At 34.8% G+C, this 18,357-nt stretch carries 21 protein-coding genes, 1 tRNA gene and 1 pseudogene; 17 read left to right on the forward strand and 6 right to left on the reverse strand.

Annotated features, from left to right (window positions below; translation table 11 throughout):
- The first annotated feature begins 196 nt into the window (after positions 1-196).
- From NOV28_RS08140 to NOV28_RS08170, 7 genes are all read left to right on the forward strand, one after another.
- Positions 197-655 carry a hypothetical protein gene (locus NOV28_RS08140; RefSeq protein ID WP_255929566.1) on the forward strand — a complete coding sequence of 153 codons (459 nt, stop codon included), beginning with the start codon at positions 197-199 and terminating at the stop codon, positions 653-655.
- A 167-nt stretch (positions 656-822) separates the two neighbouring features.
- Positions 823-1,506 carry a MotA/TolQ/ExbB proton channel family protein gene (locus NOV28_RS08145; protein WP_255929567.1) on the forward strand — a complete coding sequence of 228 codons (684 nt, stop codon included), beginning with the start codon at positions 823-825 and terminating at the stop codon, positions 1,504-1,506.
- Positions 1,507-1,509: 3 nt separating this feature from the next.
- The gene (locus NOV28_RS08150; RefSeq protein WP_255929568.1) at positions 1,510-1,908 is read left to right on the forward strand and encodes an ExbD/TolR family protein; all 399 of its coding nucleotides are present in this window, start codon (positions 1,510-1,512) and stop codon (positions 1,906-1,908) included.
- Positions 1,909-1,917: 9 nt separating this feature from the next.
- Complete coding sequence (locus tag NOV28_RS08155) at positions 1,918-2,805, forward strand: ferric siderophore ABC transporter substrate-binding protein (protein WP_255929569.1); 888 nt, start codon at positions 1,918-1,920, stop codon at positions 2,803-2,805.
- Positions 2,806-2,879: 74 nt separating this feature from the next.
- On the forward strand, positions 2,880-4,118 hold the full coding sequence (locus tag NOV28_RS08160) for a bifunctional folylpolyglutamate synthase/dihydrofolate synthase (protein ID WP_255929570.1): 1,239 nt from the start codon (positions 2,880-2,882) through the stop codon (positions 4,116-4,118).
- Positions 4,119-4,151: 33 nt separating this feature from the next.
- Positions 4,152-4,226: transfer RNA gene (locus tag NOV28_RS08165), tRNA-Val, on the forward strand.
- A gap of 220 nt (positions 4,227-4,446) precedes the next feature.
- Positions 4,447-5,646: a site-specific integrase gene (locus NOV28_RS08170; protein WP_255929571.1), complete on the forward strand. Its 1,200-nt coding sequence runs from the start codon at positions 4,447-4,449 to the stop codon at positions 5,644-5,646.
- Positions 5,647-5,738: 92 nt separating this feature from the next.
- Here the strand turns inward: NOV28_RS08170 and NOV28_RS08175 are convergent, their stop codons facing one another.
- Together NOV28_RS08175 and NOV28_RS08180 are read right to left on the reverse strand one after the other, a co-directional pair.
- Positions 5,739-7,202 carry a hypothetical protein gene (locus NOV28_RS08175; RefSeq protein WP_255929572.1) on the reverse strand — a complete coding sequence of 488 codons (1,464 nt, stop codon included), beginning with the start codon at positions 7,200-7,202 and terminating at the stop codon, positions 5,739-5,741.
- 90 nt (positions 7,203-7,292) lie between these two features.
- The gene (locus NOV28_RS08180; RefSeq protein WP_255929574.1) at positions 7,293-8,111 is read right to left on the reverse strand and encodes a hypothetical protein; all 819 of its coding nucleotides are present in this window, start codon (positions 8,109-8,111) and stop codon (positions 7,293-7,295) included.
- 81 nt (positions 8,112-8,192) lie between these two features.
- Between NOV28_RS08180 and NOV28_RS08185 the strand changes: the two genes are divergently transcribed.
- Complete coding sequence (locus tag NOV28_RS08185) at positions 8,193-9,089, forward strand: AAA family ATPase (protein WP_255929576.1); 897 nt, start codon at positions 8,193-8,195, stop codon at positions 9,087-9,089.
- Positions 9,073-10,137: a DUF3871 family protein gene (locus NOV28_RS08190; RefSeq protein ID WP_255929578.1), complete on the forward strand. Its 1,065-nt coding sequence runs from the start codon at positions 9,073-9,075 to the stop codon at positions 10,135-10,137. Before NOV28_RS08185 ends, NOV28_RS08190 begins: the two co-directional genes overlap by 17 nt.
- A gap of 122 nt (positions 10,138-10,259) precedes the next feature.
- On the opposite strand, the gene NOV28_RS08195 is transcribed toward NOV28_RS08190, so the two are convergent.
- The 3 genes from NOV28_RS08195 to NOV28_RS08205 all read right to left on the reverse strand — a co-directional run bounded on the left by NOV28_RS08195 (position 10,260) and on the right by NOV28_RS08205 (position 12,069).
- On the reverse strand, positions 10,260-10,724 hold the full coding sequence (locus NOV28_RS08195; protein WP_255929580.1) for a DUF4265 domain-containing protein: 465 nt from the start codon (positions 10,722-10,724) through the stop codon (positions 10,260-10,262).
- Positions 10,725-10,975: 251 nt separating this feature from the next.
- Positions 10,976-11,284, reverse strand: coding sequence for a hypothetical protein (locus tag NOV28_RS08200; protein ID WP_255929582.1), 309 nt, complete (start codon positions 11,282-11,284; stop codon positions 10,976-10,978).
- A 266-nt stretch (positions 11,285-11,550) separates the two neighbouring features.
- A complete protein-coding gene (locus NOV28_RS08205; protein ID WP_255929584.1) occupies positions 11,551-12,069 on the reverse strand; it encodes a hypothetical protein in 519 nt (172 codons plus the stop codon).
- Positions 12,070-12,225: 156 nt separating this feature from the next.
- Between NOV28_RS08205 and NOV28_RS08210 the strand changes: the two genes are divergently transcribed.
- The 4 genes and pseudogenes from NOV28_RS08210 (at position 12,226) to NOV28_RS08225 (ending at position 14,146) form a co-directional block, all read left to right on the forward strand.
- Complete coding sequence (locus tag NOV28_RS08210; RefSeq protein ID WP_255929586.1) at positions 12,226-12,420, forward strand: hypothetical protein; 195 nt, start codon at positions 12,226-12,228, stop codon at positions 12,418-12,420.
- Positions 12,421-12,667: 247 nt separating this feature from the next.
- Positions 12,668-12,925 (forward strand): annotated as a pseudogene (locus tag NOV28_RS08215) (type I restriction-modification enzyme R subunit C-terminal domain-containing protein); the annotation flags it as partial.
- 136 nt (positions 12,926-13,061) lie between these two features.
- The gene (locus tag NOV28_RS08220) at positions 13,062-13,349 is read left to right on the forward strand and encodes a KTSC domain-containing protein (RefSeq protein WP_255929588.1); all 288 of its coding nucleotides are present in this window, start codon (positions 13,062-13,064) and stop codon (positions 13,347-13,349) included.
- Positions 13,350-13,807: 458 nt separating this feature from the next.
- Entirely contained in the window at positions 13,808-14,146 is a 339-nt protein-coding gene (locus tag NOV28_RS08225) for a hypothetical protein (RefSeq protein WP_255929590.1), read from the forward strand.
- A gap of 281 nt (positions 14,147-14,427) precedes the next feature.
- On the opposite strand, the gene NOV28_RS08230 is transcribed toward NOV28_RS08225, so the two are convergent.
- Positions 14,428-14,670 carry a helix-turn-helix domain-containing protein gene (locus NOV28_RS08230; RefSeq protein WP_255929592.1) on the reverse strand — a complete coding sequence of 81 codons (243 nt, stop codon included), beginning with the start codon at positions 14,668-14,670 and terminating at the stop codon, positions 14,428-14,430.
- A gap of 136 nt (positions 14,671-14,806) precedes the next feature.
- On the opposite strand from NOV28_RS08230, the gene NOV28_RS08235 reads away from it, so the two are divergent.
- The 4 genes from NOV28_RS08235 to NOV28_RS08250 all read left to right on the forward strand — a co-directional run bounded on the left by NOV28_RS08235 (position 14,807) and on the right by NOV28_RS08250 (position 18,350).
- Entirely contained in the window at positions 14,807-15,442 is a 636-nt protein-coding gene (locus NOV28_RS08235; RefSeq protein WP_255929594.1) for a tetratricopeptide repeat protein, read from the forward strand.
- 101 nt (positions 15,443-15,543) lie between these two features.
- Entirely contained in the window at positions 15,544-16,032 is a 489-nt protein-coding gene (locus NOV28_RS08240) for a hypothetical protein (protein WP_255929596.1), read from the forward strand.
- Between the two features lie 36 nt (positions 16,033-16,068).
- Positions 16,069-16,506, forward strand: coding sequence for a JAB domain-containing protein (locus NOV28_RS08245; RefSeq protein WP_255929598.1), 438 nt, complete (start codon positions 16,069-16,071; stop codon positions 16,504-16,506).
- Positions 16,507-16,814: 308 nt separating this feature from the next.
- Positions 16,815-18,350: a YifB family Mg chelatase-like AAA ATPase gene (locus NOV28_RS08250; RefSeq protein WP_255929600.1), complete on the forward strand. Its 1,536-nt coding sequence runs from the start codon at positions 16,815-16,817 to the stop codon at positions 18,348-18,350.
- The last annotated feature ends 7 nt before the right edge of the window (positions 18,351-18,357 follow it).

Raw genomic sequence — 18,357 nt, forward strand, 5'->3', positions numbered from 1 at the left:
ATCGCTCCATTTTTATTGAAAAATCAATCGAAAAAATTTAAATCTTCTTTAAAACCAATCCAAAACGTACAGATGAAGAGCCAAAACCCGCTTTATTTCTAAAAAAAGAACAAAAAATTTTGCACTACGAATCAATTTTTTATCTTTGTTGAAGCAGATTCACAATCAATTAATTAACATATTTTTTCTTACCGAAATGAAAGGGATTTTAAAAATCTATCACCCTGAAGAAACCCTTAAATACCACATCAAAAGTACTTACTCTAAGGCGGTTTACAGCAATCAAAAGCATTTTCTGGAAGTTGAAATCATCACCGACGATTCTTTGGATCACGTAGATGACGACTCGTTACAGTATCGTTTTCCGCAACTTTCGATGAATGTTTATGAATTTCCGATTGAAGATGATCAAGTTGAAGGAAAGACTTTTGAGATTAACGATTCCGATGATGACACCTTTACCGAAGTCGATCTTTTCGATGATGAAGACGCTTTCCTTTACCAAAACGAACTGTCATTTGTCAACAACGAAAATGGAGATCTCGAACTGTTCTGGAAAGGAGAAATCACCGATTTTTATACCGGTTCCGATGAAACAATTCCTTTTAAACTGAAATGTAATTTCAGGCAAGATGAGATTGAAATAGACGAATAATTTCCGTTTTTCTTTCATTTTTTTTTTATTCCAAACAATCACTTCTAAATGAGAAAATAGAGATTGTTTTTGGAGGTTTTTATTATGTAAAAATGATTAGCAGTAAGGTTTTTCAACAATATTAACCTATTTTTATCGTTCAGTTTTTAATTATAAATTTATATTAAATGTTTTTACAAACAGCAGTTCAAGCCGTAACACCAGAAGCTCAGGAGCAAGTTTTCTCTTTCTGGAAAATAATGTTCCACGGAAACCTTTTCGCCAATATTGTAATGTGCACCGTACTTGCATTGGGTGTTTTCTCGCTTTACATCTTTCTCGAACGGCTTTTTTATATCAATCGAATGTTGAAGATTAACGACACCAATTTAATGAATAACATTGGTGATTTGCTAAACCAAGGCCGTGTAGATGCTGCGATAGATTATTGTGAAAGACAAAACACTCCCGAAGCCAGAATTCTTGAAAAAGGAATTACGCGAATCGGAAGACCAATTTCCGATATCGTAAGCGCGATGGAAAGTCAGGCACAAATAGAAGTTTCTAAATTGGAAAAAAACCTGAATCTTTTGGCTTCCGTACCAAGTTTAGCACCGATGTTAGGACTTTTAGGAACGGTAATCGGTTTAATCATGGCGTTTTTCAGCATGTCGAATGCTGAAGGTGCTTTCTCTCCGAAAACGCTTTCAGAAGGAATTTATACTGCTCTCGGACAGACCGCAATGGGTTTGGCTGTGGCGATTCCTTCCAACTTTTTCTACAACTTACTCCTAACGAGAATTGATAAATTTGTGCTAAAAGTTCAACATCTTTCAACCGACTTTTTAGATATCATCAACAAACCATCATAAATCATGAAACTTAAACGCAGAAATAAAGCAAACCCCGAGTTCAGCCTTGCTGCAATGGTGGATGTGATTTTGTTGCTCCTCATCTTTTTTATGGTGACTTCCGCAGCGGCCAACCAAAGCGCGATCGACGTTGAACTTCCGAAAGGCGAGCTTGAAAATCCGAGCATCCCGAATGAAGTTACAGTAAGCATAAAAGAAGATGGCTCTTATTTTGTAGATGATGTTGCTGTAAAAAAAGAAGCTTTGGAATCGGTAATTGTTGCAAAACTTAAGAATATTAAAAATCCATCCTTTACCATTAGAGCAGATAAAAATTCGTTTCATAAAGATGTAGTTTTCGCGATGGAAATTGCCGAAAAGCATAAATACAGCATCGCAATTGCCACAACGAAAGAAGAATAAGCCAGAAAAATGAACCAATACAGCATCAATAAACAGGAAGAAAACAAAGACAAGATCAAAAGCGGCATCATCACTGCAATTATCTGGTCCGCTCTCCTGCTGTTTGTTTCTCTTTATAAATTTACCACCAAGATTCCCGAAAAAAATGAGGTCGTAACCAGTATGCTCATCAATTTCGGTGATAACAGAAACGGCAACGGAATCGAAGAACCTGCTGAACAAGACGGAAGTTTAGCATCCACCAGCAATCCAAATACGATAGAAACTCCAGCTGAATCTAAAGCTGAAACGAAAATTACAGAACCTTCTAACGCGGTGGAAGTCACTAAAAAAGAGTCTGCTAAAGACAAAGTAATTACCGGAACAAGTTCTAAAAATACAGTGAAAACTTCTGAAAAATCAGAAAAAAACACGAAGTCTTCCGCAACTACTCCATCAAAATCTTCAACAAAAACATCAAGCTCAAAATCGACAACCGCCAATTCCAAAACCGGATCGGGCGATGGAAAAGGAACAGCTGCAATTGGAAATTTAATTAAAGGACGTGGTACAAAAGCCGGTTCTCAAGGCACAGGAACAGGCATTGGAAACCAAGGCGACCCTTTGGGTGGCGACGGAAACGGCGATAGCAAAATCGGGATCGACAGAAAGTTAGTCGGCTACATCCCCGGAACCATGGGACGTGGCGGCGCACAACCTACCCACAATTGCACAGCCAGCGGAAGCATTACAATTTCTTACACCGTAGATAAAGCCGGAAACGTAATTTCTGCTAGAAGATCTGGTGGGATTTCCGATCCTTGCGTTGCATCAACATCGGTTTCTTGGGTGAAAAAATACGTGAAAGCCGAAAAAGCTTCCACCTCATCCACAGGAACGTATAAAATCACTTTCTAAAATTTTGTTTGAATTTCATTAAAACTTAATGAAAATAATTTCCCAAAACCAAAAACTTTTGTGAATTTTGTGAAATGACAAATCACGAATATCAGGAAGCGGTAGAATGGCTTTTTGTACAAGCTCCGAACTACCAAATTGATGGTAAAAAGGCCTATAAACCAGGGCTTCAAAACATCACCAAGCTATGTAGTTTCTTCGGAAATCCACAAGAAAAAATCAAAACGATTCACATCGGCGGAACCAACGGAAAAGGTTCTACCAGCAATATGCTCGCTTCCGTTTTGCAGGAGTCTGGCTATAAAATTGGTTTATACAATTCTCCGCATCTGATCGATTTCACTGAAAGAATCAAAGTGAACGGGAAAAACTGTGATAAAGAATTTGTCTATCATTTTATCCAAAAACTCAAAAATCTTCCTTCGGATATTCGACCTTCTTTTTTTGAATTTACCACCATTATGGCTTTCGAATATTTTGCGCAGCAGAAGGTAGATTTCGCCATCATCGAAGTTGGTTTAGGCGGTAGATTAGATTCTACCAACATCATTAATCCTCTGGTTTCGGCCATCACCAATGTTGCTTTGGACCATCAAAATATTCTAGGAAACTCGGTTGAAGAAATCGCCACCGAAAAAGCAGGAATCATCAAAAAAAATACGCCGGTAATTTCCGGTGATGAAAATAATGCAGTAAAAGCGATTATTAGAAAAAAAGCCAAAGAAGAGAACGCTGAATTCATAGATGCTACAACGATTAATTCAGATCTTGAATCTGATTTAAAGGGAAATTATCAAAAGAAAAACATCAAAGTGGTTTTGGCTTTAATTCATGAATTACAAACCCTCGGAGTTCAAATTTCTGAGAAAAACATCGAATCCGGACTTTTAAATGTTCAAAAAAACACCAATTTTTTGGGAAGATGGTATGAATTTTCAAAAAACCCATTGACGATTTGCGATACAGGTCACAATCAGGCGGGTTTGGAAGAGGTTTTTGCGCAGCTCAATGCATTGCAAGAACATAAACATATTATTCTCGGATTTGTAAATGATAAAAAAATCGATGAAGTTCTGAAGATTTTACCTCAAAATTCCACCTATTATTTTGCCAAACCTTACGTCAATCGCGGCAGACACCCGAAAGATTATGAAGATTTACTAAAAAATTCGAAAATTTTTTATAAAATTTTTGATGATGTAAATTCCGCATATCTTTCTGCAAAACAGAATATTAAAAACAGAGAAATGATTTTTATCGGCGGAAGTAACTTCGTAGTGGGAGAATTTTTAGAAAAAAATTTGCAGAAATAAAAAAACGTTGTATATTTGCAACACCAAAAACAAGGGTTCTTAGCTCAGTTGGTTCAGAGCATCTGGTTTACACCCAGAGGGTCGGGGGTTCGAATCCCTCAGGACCCACACTTGTAAAAAGCTTCACAGAAATGTGAGGCTTTTTTTGTGTGTAATTATTCCCGTTTCAAAAGGGTTTATAGAGGTTTCTACTTTTTATTACAATTTCTGTTGTATTTCATTATTCTGCCAATTGTATGCCTCTTTAGGTGTAGAAAAAGGTGTGCAACTCTTCAAAAAGGTGTGCATTCTAAATCCCCTGTTTATCACATTCCTAACATTTAAAATTATGAACATTAATAAAATCAGCATTCTATTTTTAATTGCTAAAAGTAGAATAAATTCTAATGGAAAATGTTCTGTTAGATGTAGAATAACCTATGAACAAAAAAGGCAAGAATTTGCCACAGGACTTTTCGTAGCTCCTGATAATTGGAATGCTGCTAAACAAAAAGCATTTCCACCCAATACAGACAACACGCAAATCAATACCCAACTAAGCCTGATTAAACAAGAAATTAATCAGGCTTTTTTATTTCTTCAATTTCAGGAAAAGAATTTTGATGTGGAGGATATTTACAGGCAATACAAAGGTGAAAATATCAAGGATGAAAAATCAATATTAGAAATATTTAATCTTCATATTTCCAAGCAGGAAAGACTCATTGGAATATCAACGACTAAAGTATCTGTAAGGAAATTTTACCAAACCAAGGCTCATGTGAAAAATTACATCTTTTGGAAATTCAGAAAGCTGGACTACCTTTTGAAAGATATGAAAATGTCTTTTATTACAGAGTTCGAATATTACCTAAAAGCAGAAAAGAAGTTTGAACAGAATACCATCCACAAGACCTTGCAAAGGTTCAGACAGATGGTAAAACTTGCTGTAGGGCTTGATTTCTTGGACAAAGATCCTTTTCTGCTCCATAAAAATAAAAAACCTAAAAAACAGGTGGTTTTCTTAACCCTTGAAGAACTGAAAAGTATTGAAGAGCATAATTTTGCTTCTACCAGATTACAGCAAGTAGCAGACATGTTTATATTTTGCTGCTATACAGGATTAGCATTCACGGAGATGACAAATCTTGAGCAGAAGCATATCATAACGGGATTTGATAGAAATAAATGGATAAGCATGTTTAGGCAAAAGACTAATAGGAAGTATGAAATCCCCTTGCTGAAGAAGGCTGAAATTATTTTGCAGAAATATTCCGGACAGGTAAAACTGCTGCCAAAGATTTCTAACCAACGGTTTAATGCCTACTTAAAAGAAATCGCTGAAATAGTAGAAATTCAGAAGAACCTTACTCATCACATTGCAAGAAAGACCTTTGCTTCTACCATCTTACTTTATAATGATGTACCAATGGAAATAGTATCTGAACTTTTAGGGCATTCTGAGATTACTTTAACCTCTAATAGTTATGCAAAAGTGGTAAAAAAGAAAGTGAGTGAGCAGATGGAAAGATTGCAGAAGAAACTTTAGACTCATTCTACTAACATAATGGTATTGTGATTTGTATTTTTAACATAATGGCTACTTCAACAGAGAAATAGCCATTATAATTTTTCAGATTTTTATCCTACTAAAGACCACGGTTCATATTTAAGAGTAGGTTTTTCACCGATTTCCTCCAAGAGAACAGTATTTAAAATTTCATGTACATAAGCTTCGTCACCTTTAGTAGTAACAATGGAGTCATGAAGTGTAAAAATTGGCAAATCAGGTCTCTCTTCTGAAATGATCCGACACGCTTTTTGTAGCACTAATTTGGATTCTACGGTTTGTAATAAACACGCCAACGTATTGTGTTTATTTTTTTTAAGTAATGAGAAAACCTTATACACATCTGGAAAATGCTTTTGAAACAATACGACGGCTTGGTTGTATCCAATAGCATTATTTCGACTGAAAATGGCTGAAAAAACGACTTCCTTCGCCATACCTCTTGTCACTTCGGTTTCGTTGTAATGTGGATCTTTTTCAAGAATTTTGGCAAATTGTTCATAAAATTTACCGCTCACAACTAAGGATTTATAAAGCCGGGCATTTTCACTGTTGTTGCATTTTTGTATAGCATAAATCAAATCTTCCCTCAATTTTTTGTGGTTCACTGCTTCTGAAGTATAATGTGGATTTAATCGCATAAGTTCCTCCTTCAATTGCATTCTTTCAAAAGTTGCATAATTTAACAAACTTATTGCGAGATATGGTTGAGAATTTGTTACATCTACAGCCACCAACTCCATTCCATCATATTTGATGAAAGGTCTCAGGCTACTGATTACTTGGGTTAAAACAGTATGTAATCTGCCTGCAACCTGGTCAACATTTGGAAGAAACTGTAGTGAATGTATTTTCTTCAGTACCAAAATCCTACGGTTGTATTTCTGCATAGGCGTAGCCGGATTTTTCTCCTTTTTCTTTCTTTTTTTACTCTTGGGAATGTCAGCCGGAGGTGATTGAAACAATGATTTTTTCAACCATTCTGATTCTTCTCTCTGTCGAAGAGTTACAAGGTGGGCTTTAGCCTCAGAATAATCAACAGTTAATTTTCCATTAAACCATTTAGTCAGGTGCTCAACCTGTTGCAATCTATCATACATTTCAATAGAAGTCACGGTAGCATCTTCCTTTGTTACCTTAGTAACATCTTTAAAATTTAAGATATTCTTTATCAGGCAATAATACGTGATTTTTGTAGTAGTTATTTCAGTTTCATATTTCTTTGTATATGCAAAACCTCTTGATAATACTCCTGGAACATAATGCCTGTTTTCAACAAGCACACCGTTTGCAATCAGATAATCAAGATAATCGCGATACTTGCGGTTTGTTCTTTGTAAAAGAGGGCTGTAAAAAGATACAAAATGGTCATCTCTCTCACCATTTACTGTCGGCAGGTAGGTTATTAAATGAACAAGATAGATAAAATGATCTGGGTGATACTTAAACTGCGGTGGATTTTCCTCTAAAAGTTTCTCAATGTTAAGGTTTGACGGAATATACATCGTCAAAGACTTAGGAATTTGTTGTTCCATAATTTTAAATGTTGTTGATTAGGGAACAAAGGTCATTCAGAAGGGTCTTTACCTATATTTACCGTAGCTTTACTATGGCTTTACCTGGCTTTACTTTATAATTTCATCTATAATTTCATCAATTAATTCTTGGTCTTTAGGGAAGCCGGTAAAGCTACTTATTGATTGCTTTAAATTTTTTATCCCATTGTTATTACTATCTTTAAATATGTAAGTTATGCGAGATGCTAAACTTCTGGGTTCAAACTTTTCAATTAATTCTAAATCTTGGAGTTGAGTAATAAAATAAATCAATAGGCTTTTTAGAGGCTCATTCAGATTTGTGGTTTTAACCCATTTAATTCCTTCTAAGACTTCCTTTCCTTGAAAAGCATTCTCAAATTCCTGACGACTACAGTTAATAATTGCAGGAGGCGCTGTTAAGAGTTCAAATAGTTGGGATAATTGCTCAGAGGTTGCTATCCATTTAAAAGAGAGATGAGATAAGCCAGAGGATGCTGTTGGAGGTAAAAAATTAATTTCGTCAATATATTTTACAATCCTGTTCAGAGATTCTTCTACGAAAGGAAAATTCTTGTAAAAGTTCTTTGCAGCTACCTGTAAAATTTCCGCCTTCTTTTTTCTGGTTTGCAAGTAGTTGGTTTTGTCATCAGACGTCGTAGTTGGATCCTGCCAATGAGAAGCAATTTCTGCTCTTATTCTTTTTGCATTTTGAGTACAAAGAGTTTGCAAATAGTTTGAATAACCAAAAGCGCTATCCCAATCCTGAAGTTCACCAGTCTCTGAATTATGCATTTCAGGAGTATTAAACTTTAGAAAATATTCCGAATATGGTTGTTTGAGCTCATCACTTCTATCATGGGTCAACAGCCAATCAAAAAATTCAAAAGAGGTTTTATCGGTGATCATAGCATTCAGAAAAAAAATGAAACAATTAACAATTTTACTTAAAGTTTTCAAATATAACTTATTAACCCTAAAATTTTAAAAATGGAATTAAAAAAAAGTTCGCGCAAGCAATTAAAACTGCGCATTGGCATTAGCGGAGCAAGCGGATTTGGAAAAACCAAGTCCGCTTTACTTTTAGCACATGGAATTACAGAAGATTGGAGCAAGATTGCCGTCATAGATTCTGAGCAGTCCTCCAGCAGTTGTTACAGTGATCTCGGCGAGTTTAATGTTCTCGAATTAAATGCACCATATTCACCGGAAAGATTTATACAGGCAATAGAACTGTGTGAAAAGTCTGGAATGGAAGTTTGCATAATTGATTCAATATCAATGGAGTGGTCCGGAACAGGTGGATGCCTTGAGATTCATGAAAAATTAGGAGGTAGATTTCAGGACTGGGCAGTTGTGACACCAAGACACCAGGCTTTTATAGATAAGATTTTGAACGCCACCTGCCACATCATTACCACAGCAAGGCGGAAAACAGATTACTCTTTAGATGTGGGGAGCAATGGCAAAACCAAAGTAGTAAAGCATGGAATGAAGGAAATTACCCGCGAGGGCTATGAATATGAACTGACAGTGAATTTTGAACTCATTAATGATAACCATCTCTGTAAAGTAAGTAAAGACCGCACTGGACTCTGGATGAATCGCCCTGAGTTTATAATTACACAAGAAACCGGCAAAGAATTGATGCACTGGGCTAATTCAGGAATCCCAACGCCTAAAAACACATTATCTTCAGAAGATTTAGAAATAGAAGAACTTTCCGCCAAAATTTCTCAAGCAGATAGCATAGCTATATTACTTGCCCTCTATAAACAGTATCCCGAACATCAGGAAGACTTAAAGTCTAAGTATGAAGAACAGAAGAGAAAATTATTAAACAAACCTAACCCAAATACCTTTTCAAAAAATGGACACCATGTATAGAGCCACACCGGAGGAAGCTTTTGAAATCAAACCAGTCAATTCTGCTAACATAATGGAGATTACTGAGAGAAATAGAAATATTAAAATTAATAATACAGAAAACGTAGAGATTATAGAAAGTGAAATTTCCCCTAAAAAACCATTTATAGAAGCTAATACAATTGAAGTTGATTTACAGCATCTTAGTAATGATTGCACCATTCCGGTATTTTCGAAAGACAATGAATTAACCATTGCTCATCAGCAGTTTATAGAGACAGTAATGCATTGTGTTAACCGTGTTTTTCCTCATGAGGTTATCTCACCGCCAGACATCAGAGTTAGCCATCAGATTAAAGGCAGAACTCCTGATGCTTTACACCTTAATGTAAAAGAATTACAGGAACATCACAAAACCATATATTATGAAAGGATGATGTTTGCAGGTAATATTACTTCTATAAAGGATACTATTAGCGGTAATGAACTCACCTTAAGTTTTGGTGGTGTCAGAAGTTATAATTTGGAAAACCTTTACAGCAAAAAGACTATGGAGCGCTTTAAGTTTTTTATAGGATTCCAAAATAAGGTTTGTTCCAATATGTGTGTTTGGTCAGATGGTTTTATTTCCGATTTAAGGGTTTCCTCAGTTTTAGAAATGGAGAAGCGTATTACCCAAACGATGCAGGAATACAACGCTGAACTTCACTTAATGGAAATGAAAGAGCTCACTTATGATTCTTTATCAGAACACCAGTTTGCTCAGTTGACAGGCAAATGCCGTCTTTATCAGCATCTGCCAAAGCAGGAAAAAGCCAAAATTCCTGAACTCTTGTTTAATGACAGCCATATAAATCTAATGGCTAAAGGGTATTATGAAGACGAGAATTTCAGCAGGAATGAAGAAGGACGGATTAATTTATGGGATGTTTACAACCTCTTTACACAGGCTAATAAATCATCCTATATTGATTCTTTCTTAGACAGAAATCTGAATGCCTTTGATTTTACCAAAGGACTTCAGAAAACTCTCAATGGTAATTCAGATTATCATTGGTTTTTGAGTTAACCAGACAGTCCCCTTATTGGGGACTGTTATTTTTTTTTAGTATTCTAATTTGTAATTAGCTAGTGAAAGTGGTTTTGAGATCTTCACCCCGCTTTTGCAAAACCTATGTTATCTGCAGGTTTTTATTTTTCGGCTATATGTTTTTGTGAAATATTAGGTTCTGCAAAAGTGATTTTTTCAGTAATTTCAAGTTCAGTCAATTTTTTAAAAATCGGAGAATAGTTTTGTTCATAAAGTATTTCCATTACAAAATAATTATTTCCAGTTCCTTCAGTTTCGCATCCTAATTTTTTAAATTCATTTCTCAAGTTTTCGACGTTTAGATTTTTGTCAAGTACAATAATTTGAATTGTTGAATTTCCCGAATGTTCGACAACATTTCTGTAAGTAATTCTTTCTTCGTCATTGTCGAATTCTGCAAATACAACATCATCTGAAGAAAATTCAGGACCATAAAATGGAATATTATCAATTTTGTAAAGTCCTTTTTCAACATCAATAATTTTCGTCCAAAGTGTTTCTACGACAATTTCGTCAAGAACGTTGCTAAAATATCGGACTAAAATTTTTTCGGAATTTTCGCTCACTTTTTAAATTTTCGATTTTGCGCAATTTTGGATAAACTTGCAGATAACGTTTTGCGGCTTTGCGATGGTGCGGATTAATATGACAAATCTTTCTATTATGAACTACATTTCGGAATATCTAAAATCTTTAAACTTGCGAAAAACCCGCACTATTGCAAAACCGCTGTTACCAGAAGTGCCTTTTATACTTTGTTTTAAGGTTTTTTAATTCCAAACGTGAATAATCTCATAGTAATTTTTTAAATATAATCTTAAATCCTTTTCAGTTTACTTCCAATTTTTTTTAATAAGTTAACTCCTACAATTCCTCCAATAAATATCATAACCAATATGATTGCTAAATATGCAATTACTGCGAAGGTTGATTCCAAAGTTCCATCATTTGCAACTATTTTACCGTAACTAATAGATGATGCTACCACAAAAATTACCGCGCCAAAATCGAAGGCTAAAATATTTTGAATATTTAATTTATAATTTGGATTGAAAAGCAAAAATAAAATTCCGAATGCTGAAATTAAAACAGAAAAAACGATAAATCCAATTAAAGGTAAAAGCATTTCAAAGTATTATAATTAATGTTATTCTATCATTTTTTTTAACAACGTTTCATCTGGCATTGCTGGTAACGGAAAAAGTATTGGCGAAGTGCGGGCTTAATTTGAACGAAAGTTCAAGTTCAGACCAATCGTAGCCAATATTTTTTCAATGGAACTAAATTAATAAAAAATGTGGAATTGGAAAATATTGGCGGCTAAAAAAGTAGAGTAGTTCAATTTATCCTTAATCCCCGCATTTTGCCAATACACTGTTGTACGACGTTCTTTTATTTTTTGTTTTTTTTAAAAAGATAGATTATTCCGAAAATTAAGCCTGCAATTCCACCATAATAACTTCCAGAATGCATAAAATTAGCTTGAACATATTTTTGTGGATTTTGCGTTCCGAATTCCATCCAAATTCCTGAATTTTCCCAAGGAATTATCAATCCGATAATATATCCAATAATACTTCCGATTAGAGCGAAAAGAATATTTATTGAAATTGCCTTAAATATGTACTTAAAGTTATTTTCAGTATTTATAAATAGGAAAATTATAGCGTAAATAACACCTAATATAAATCCAACCCAATATGAGCCTAAAATTCCAACAACTGAGGCTTCAATTCTTCTATTATTTAAATTCCATTCAGTAGTTCCAAAATTTCCAAACAGAAAGTTCTCAAAAAATTCATTTGAGACAAAATATGAAAGTTGATTATGGATTGCACCAAAAACACTTGCAATTATTATTGAAAATATTACAATTATTAAAGCTTTCAAAATTGTTGCGGTAGTTTTCATAGAATGTCGTACAACACACAAATATACGCAATTGGCTATGAATGTTAAAATAATTTAACTAATTGATAATCTGGTTTTTATTTGCTTTCAAACATTTACAAACGTAGCGTATTTTGTATATTTTTCCTTTCGCTTTTACAATTGGTGACTTAATTGATGTATCGACAAGTATTGTTAATTTTTTTCATCAGTTACTTCGGTTGGGATATCGCCTTCGTAGTTTACAATTTGGTCGATAGTCATCCCGAAAAGTTTGGCGATTTTATCAACAGATTCTATAGAAAGTTACCTTTCTCCAATGCAGTATTTATTGAAAAAGGAAAATTCTACCAAATCGGATTCCAGTACTGAGTTTTCTCCTTTTCAACAAATCCTTCCAACACCAACACCAACACAATGAAATATTTTATACATTTACAAAAAGTGAGGGTTTAATTCTGTCCAACGTTCGGGGAGACTTACACTAATATCAAGCACCTGTTATTTACTGAGAAAAAGAAGACAATTGTTTAATCAACAAAAATTACTAAGTTTATAACCCAAATCCTCCTTAAGAAATTAATAATATTTGTCCGAGTTTGTTTGAAGACATACAGTAGGCTTAGATAAGGTAGAAGCTAAAAATGCTTTTGCAAAAATCACTAATGAAGCCAGCTTTAATTTAAAGCAAATGGAATTCATGAACCTACTTATAGACTACTTCTCTGTCAATGGTGTTATTGATCTTAAAATGCTGACTAAATCACCATTCTCTGATATACATTCAGGTGGTATTGTAGAACTCTTTGGAGCTGACACAACCCTTAAAATAAGAGATACAGTAATGGAAATTAATAATAACTGTATAACAGCCTAAATAAATTGGTTTTTGCTCTTCACATTGCCTATGTGTACTGATCTATTATATGGACCAACTTATGAAAAAAACTATTTTTATACTTATCCTTATTTCACTATTTTCCTGTAATTCAAAATCAGGAAACTGTAGTGATTTGCCTCCTAGTTTCAGCAGTTATAACGATGCTATAAGCTCTGTTGAATCTGTAGATTTTAAAATTGAGGATGAAGCCGACACTTCCAAAAGTTCCTGGATCAGGAGTGCTGATTTCTATAGTTGCGATGGAGAAAGTGGTTATCTTATAATTTCGACAGATGACCATGAATATATCCATGAAAATCTGCCGGTAAGTGTATGGGAAGACTTTAAAAATGCTGATTCCTTCGGTAAGTTTTATAATGCCAACATTAAGAATAATTATCAGATGATCTCTGAAAAATAATTTTTTCAAAAAAAATTTTCACAACCCTGTTTATTTTCGCGTAAACCCCCAAAACTATACCGCCCCCGCCAATGTTGGGAAGGCAAGCCCCTCCCCATTCTAGAAATAAAGTAATTCCTTTGCCAGCAGAAATTTTATTCACTGCCTAAAACACTAAAGACTGTCTATCACTATGTGGTTAGACTTTAATCATGCATCATTCTGTCTGCAAAATATCAGGAAAATTATAGAATATCATTATACTTTTAATCGTTTGGCAATCCTGTCACAGTTCCTGTGATTGATTTTAAAATTGTTGGAAACCCAAACGAAAAACCCTCACCAATTTTTGGAAATGAATAGTCATTTCTGTTTCAGTAAGAATCTTTAATCAAGTCCAGATCCAAGGTGATAGTTGTGATCTCGAATGTGAAGGCTTTAAACTGAAACCATTAACTAACTCTCAAAAACCAAAAATTATGGTAAGAATTATCAATTACAAAAGAAGAGAATCAGCAGACGGTGAATTCTTCGTATTAGAAGTATCAGGTGGAATAGAAATGGTAAAATCCAAAACTACAGGTATGTATTATGCCACCACCAAGAAGGCAACGGTCACCTCTACATTTGACGAGGAAACCTGTATTTCCCTCATAGGTATGGATATGCCGGGTAAAATCGAAAAGGTAGAATGTGAGCCTTACGAATATACCTTGCAGGAGACCGGAGAAATTCTTGTCCTCCACCACAGAAACACCTATGTTCCGGAAGAAACTGAGGCAGCGGTAGAAAGCAGAAGCCACGCATTTGCAGACTAATAAATATTAAGAGTATCCTGATTTCCTGCTTTCCAGTATAAGAGATGGCAGTGAAATTTGGATACTTTTTTATTTTTCCTGATATTATGCCAGAATCTCTAATCTCCTTAGATAAAATTATATTTAATCCTAATATTCCCAAATTCTCGATATTGTAATAAGGGATTTATCTATCTAATTTTATTGTTTAAGGTTATTCACTGTCCTGCTTAAATATCACATAATTTCCACCAAAACAGACTTGGTAATAAACCCCAAGATATAATTAATAGCCTTTTGAATTAATTTTCAAACTGAAAAAGTTCAGAGAGATTGACATTGAGATTTTTTGAGATGATGTAAAGCGTAAAGATATTTGGTGAAGTATTTCCGCTTTCAATCCTGGACATATTAGACTTTTCAAAATTACAGGCAGAAGCAAGGTCAACCTGAGACATATTCTTACTCTCACGGATCTGTCTTATACGCTTACCAACTGCAATCTGTAGTTCCTTTTTATCCACCTTTAAACCTAAAGTTTTCAAAAGTGGTCATTATTGATAATTATATGGTTATCAATATTGATAACTTTTATTATATTTGTAAGGGCAGTTTTAATAAATAACAGCTTTAATAAGCGTGGACTCTAGTAAAATAATCACTTTAAAAAAAAATAATATCATGAAAGAGAAACTATTCTCGAGCTTTTTTGCATTGTTTACAATCACTGTTTCAGCCCAAACAAACTTTGATTTAGGGTTCAACAAAGGATTTAGTGAGGGCTATTGTTATGGTAAACCAATTGGCTGCATAAGCCCTATGGTCCCTATTGCACCACTACCAACGGTTGGCGAAAGCTCTGCCTTGTATAAAGACGGATATAATCGCGGATTTGTATTGGGTAAAAGCAGGGCAGAAAAAACGAATGAAGGAACAGCTTCAAATGATCGACAACGATACCGTGCCGAAAAAGTGGAACATCTCCAAAAACCCATCTATCAACCTTCAAGCAGTTTGTTGGATCTTCAAATTGCAAATGCATTACAAATTAGGAATATGAAACCTCAAATAGTACAATTGATGGAAGATGGCAAACTCCAAGAAGCTTATAACCTTACCAACCACGGTTTAAGTAGAGCTCCTGAGGATGGTGAATTTATTGTGCTGAAAGGCCAAATTTTGAGAAAGGCAAAACAATATCAAGATGCATTGGTTTGGTTTCGAAAATGTGCAAGAATGAGGTGCATGGAAGGAATTAATTATGCAATAGATGCCACTATTAAAGAGATGAATGAAAATTCAACATCAAGCGAATAAGGAAATACCAATATTCTGCTAAGTGTTCGTATTTAAAAAATTGATAGTGCTGAAGCTCTAAAAAAAATACTAATTGCCATAAAGTTAATTCTATAGGAACGATGATTATCTATGTGCCGAATGGTATATATAATTTATACGATATTAAGATTACTCAAAATTTACACGTTAAAACCATCTACTTAAGATGGTTTTTTTATGCCCAAATTCAAATGAAAAATGAAATATACAGTTACCTAAAATTTAAAATAGGCGAAGAATCCTATGAAAGAGAATGGGAAATTATCCCCATTGCGCCTTATGTAATTTTGGAGAATAAACTCTCATTAGAGCCATACGAATACTTTGGGGAAATCAGCGAATTATTAGGAATCAAATCTTCTAAGATTATTCTTTATTACAACGCTGATATTCTCATGAGGGTGGAAGTCTATTACAGAGGAGATTTAACTAAAGTTTTAGTCAGTGAGCTTAATAATCTTAATATTATGCTTCCCACTAATCTTAATATCCTGATAAATTATGTACAAGACGGCGATTTAACCTTGCTACTGTACCAAAACAAAATCTTACTACAAAATTCAACCTAAGCCTTTTACTAATCGGCTTTCAAAATTAAAATCAACATGAATGTAATATCAGAAATAGAAGTTTCCTACAATCCTCAGAGAATAGTGGAGTATCAGATTTCAGACAGCAGTAAAACCTACGAATTAATGCTGTCGCAATGGAATTGGAAAGAGATAGAAATGCTTGAAGAGGTAAAGTTAATTTTCCTCAACAGAAATAATATCGTAATAGGAATTTACAACCTTGCTAAAGGCGGAATTTCTCAATGCACAGTAGATATAAGGATCATTTTAGCAGTTGCCCTGAAATCCTTATCAACCTCCATCATTTTAGTCCATAACCACCCAAGTGGAAATCTACAGCCAAGCCAAAGTGATAAAGAAATAACCAAAAATTTAAAAGAAGCTTGCAAGATGGTTCAAATTGCTTTAATAGATCATTTAATTATTACAAAGGAAAATTATTATAGTTTTGCAGATGAGGGACTTTTATAATTTTCTATTATTAAAGTAAATTTAAATTTTTTTATTTTCACTATACCATTATGTTAGCAGAATTGGAAAAGGCATACTTTTCGGCATACAAGTTTTAAAGTAAATTTAAATCGATTAAATAATGTATAGAGGCTCAGTTGGTTAGAGTTACAGGATTATATCCTGGAAGTCGGGGGTTCGAATCCCTCAGGACCCACACTTGTAAAAAGCTTCACAGAAATGTGAGGCTTTTTTTATTTCAAATACTTCTTTTTTACTAAATTCCATCATTTCAAATATTTTTACTAATTTTATTTTAAAACACGGATATGTTAGTAAAAGTTTACGGAAGTGCCATTCATGGGGTTTCTGCCCAGACGATTACCATCGAGGTCAATGTAGATACTTCGGGAGTCGGCTATCATTTGGTAGGTCTTCCTGATAATGCCATCAAAGAAAGTAGCTACCGGATTTCAGCTGCATTGAAAAATGTAGGATACAAAATTCCCGGTAAAAAAATCACCATCAACATGGCTCCTGCCGATTTACGAAAGGAAGGATCCGCCTACGACCTCAGTATTGCTTTGGGAATTCTAGCCGCTTCCGAGCAAATCGTTGCAGAAAACATTGGTGACTACATCATTATGGGTGAACTTTCTCTCGATGGTGGATTGCTTCCCATCAAAGGTGTTTTGCCCATTGCTATCAAAGCGCGTGAAGAAGGTTTCAAAGGAATTATTCTTCCTAAACAAAATATCCGTGAAGCCGCAATTGTAAACCAACTCGAGGTTTATGGAATCGAAAACATCAAAGAAGTTATCGATTTTTTTAATGCTGGAGTTCCATTAGAAAGAACCACCATCGATACCCGCAAAGAATTCCATGAAAAAATCAATTTCTTTTCTACAGATTTTTCAGAGGTAAAAGGCCAAGAAACCGCAAAAAGAGCCATGGAAGTAGCTGCAGCCGGCGGACACAATATTATTTTAATAGGTCCACCTGGAAGCGGAAAAACCATGCTCGCAAAAAGAGTTCCGAGTATTCTTCCTCCTTTAACTTTAAAAGAAGCTTTAGAAACCACCAAAATTCATTCTGTCGCTGGAAAAATCGGGACAGAAACTTCACTGATGACGGTTCGCCCGTTTCGCAGCCCTCACCACACGATTTCGGACGTAGCACTAGTTGGAGGCGGAAGTTATCCTCAACCTGGAGAAATTTCGCTAGCTCATAATGGCGTTTTATTTTTGGATGAAATGCCGGAATTTAAAAGAACCGTTCTGGAAGTAATGAGACAACCGCTGGAAGATCGGGAAGTAACGATTTCAAGGGCAAAATTCACAGTGAATTATCCGGCGAGTTTTATGTTGGTGGCAAGCATGAACCCGAGTCCGAGCGGTTATTTCCCGGATGATCCCAACAATACTTCTTCTCAATTAGAAATGCAACGATATATGAACAAACTTTCCGGGCCACTTTTGGATCGAATTGACATTCATATTGAAGTGCAAAAGGTAGAATTTAACCAGCTTACCGACAAACGAAAAGGCGAAAAAAGCGAAGAAATCCGTGCACGTGTACTGAAAGCAAGGGAAATTCAATCTAAAAGATATCAGGATTCCGAAATTCATTATAACGCACAAATGGGCCCGAAAGAAATCGAAAAACACTGTGAACTAGACGAAGTTTCACAAGGTTTAATAAAAACCGCCATGGAAAAACTCAATCTTTCAGCAAGAGCGTACGACAGGATTCTAAAAGTAGCCCGAACAATCGCTGATTTGGAACTTCAAGAAAACCTCAATTCTGCCCATATTTCCGAAGCCATTCAATATCGAAGTCTTGATCGGGAGTTTTGGAATGTTTAAAGCACTA

This window comes from Kaistella montana, assembly GCF_024436175.1.
Taxonomy (GTDB): Bacteria; Bacteroidota; Bacteroidia; order Flavobacteriales; family Weeksellaceae; genus Kaistella; species Kaistella montana.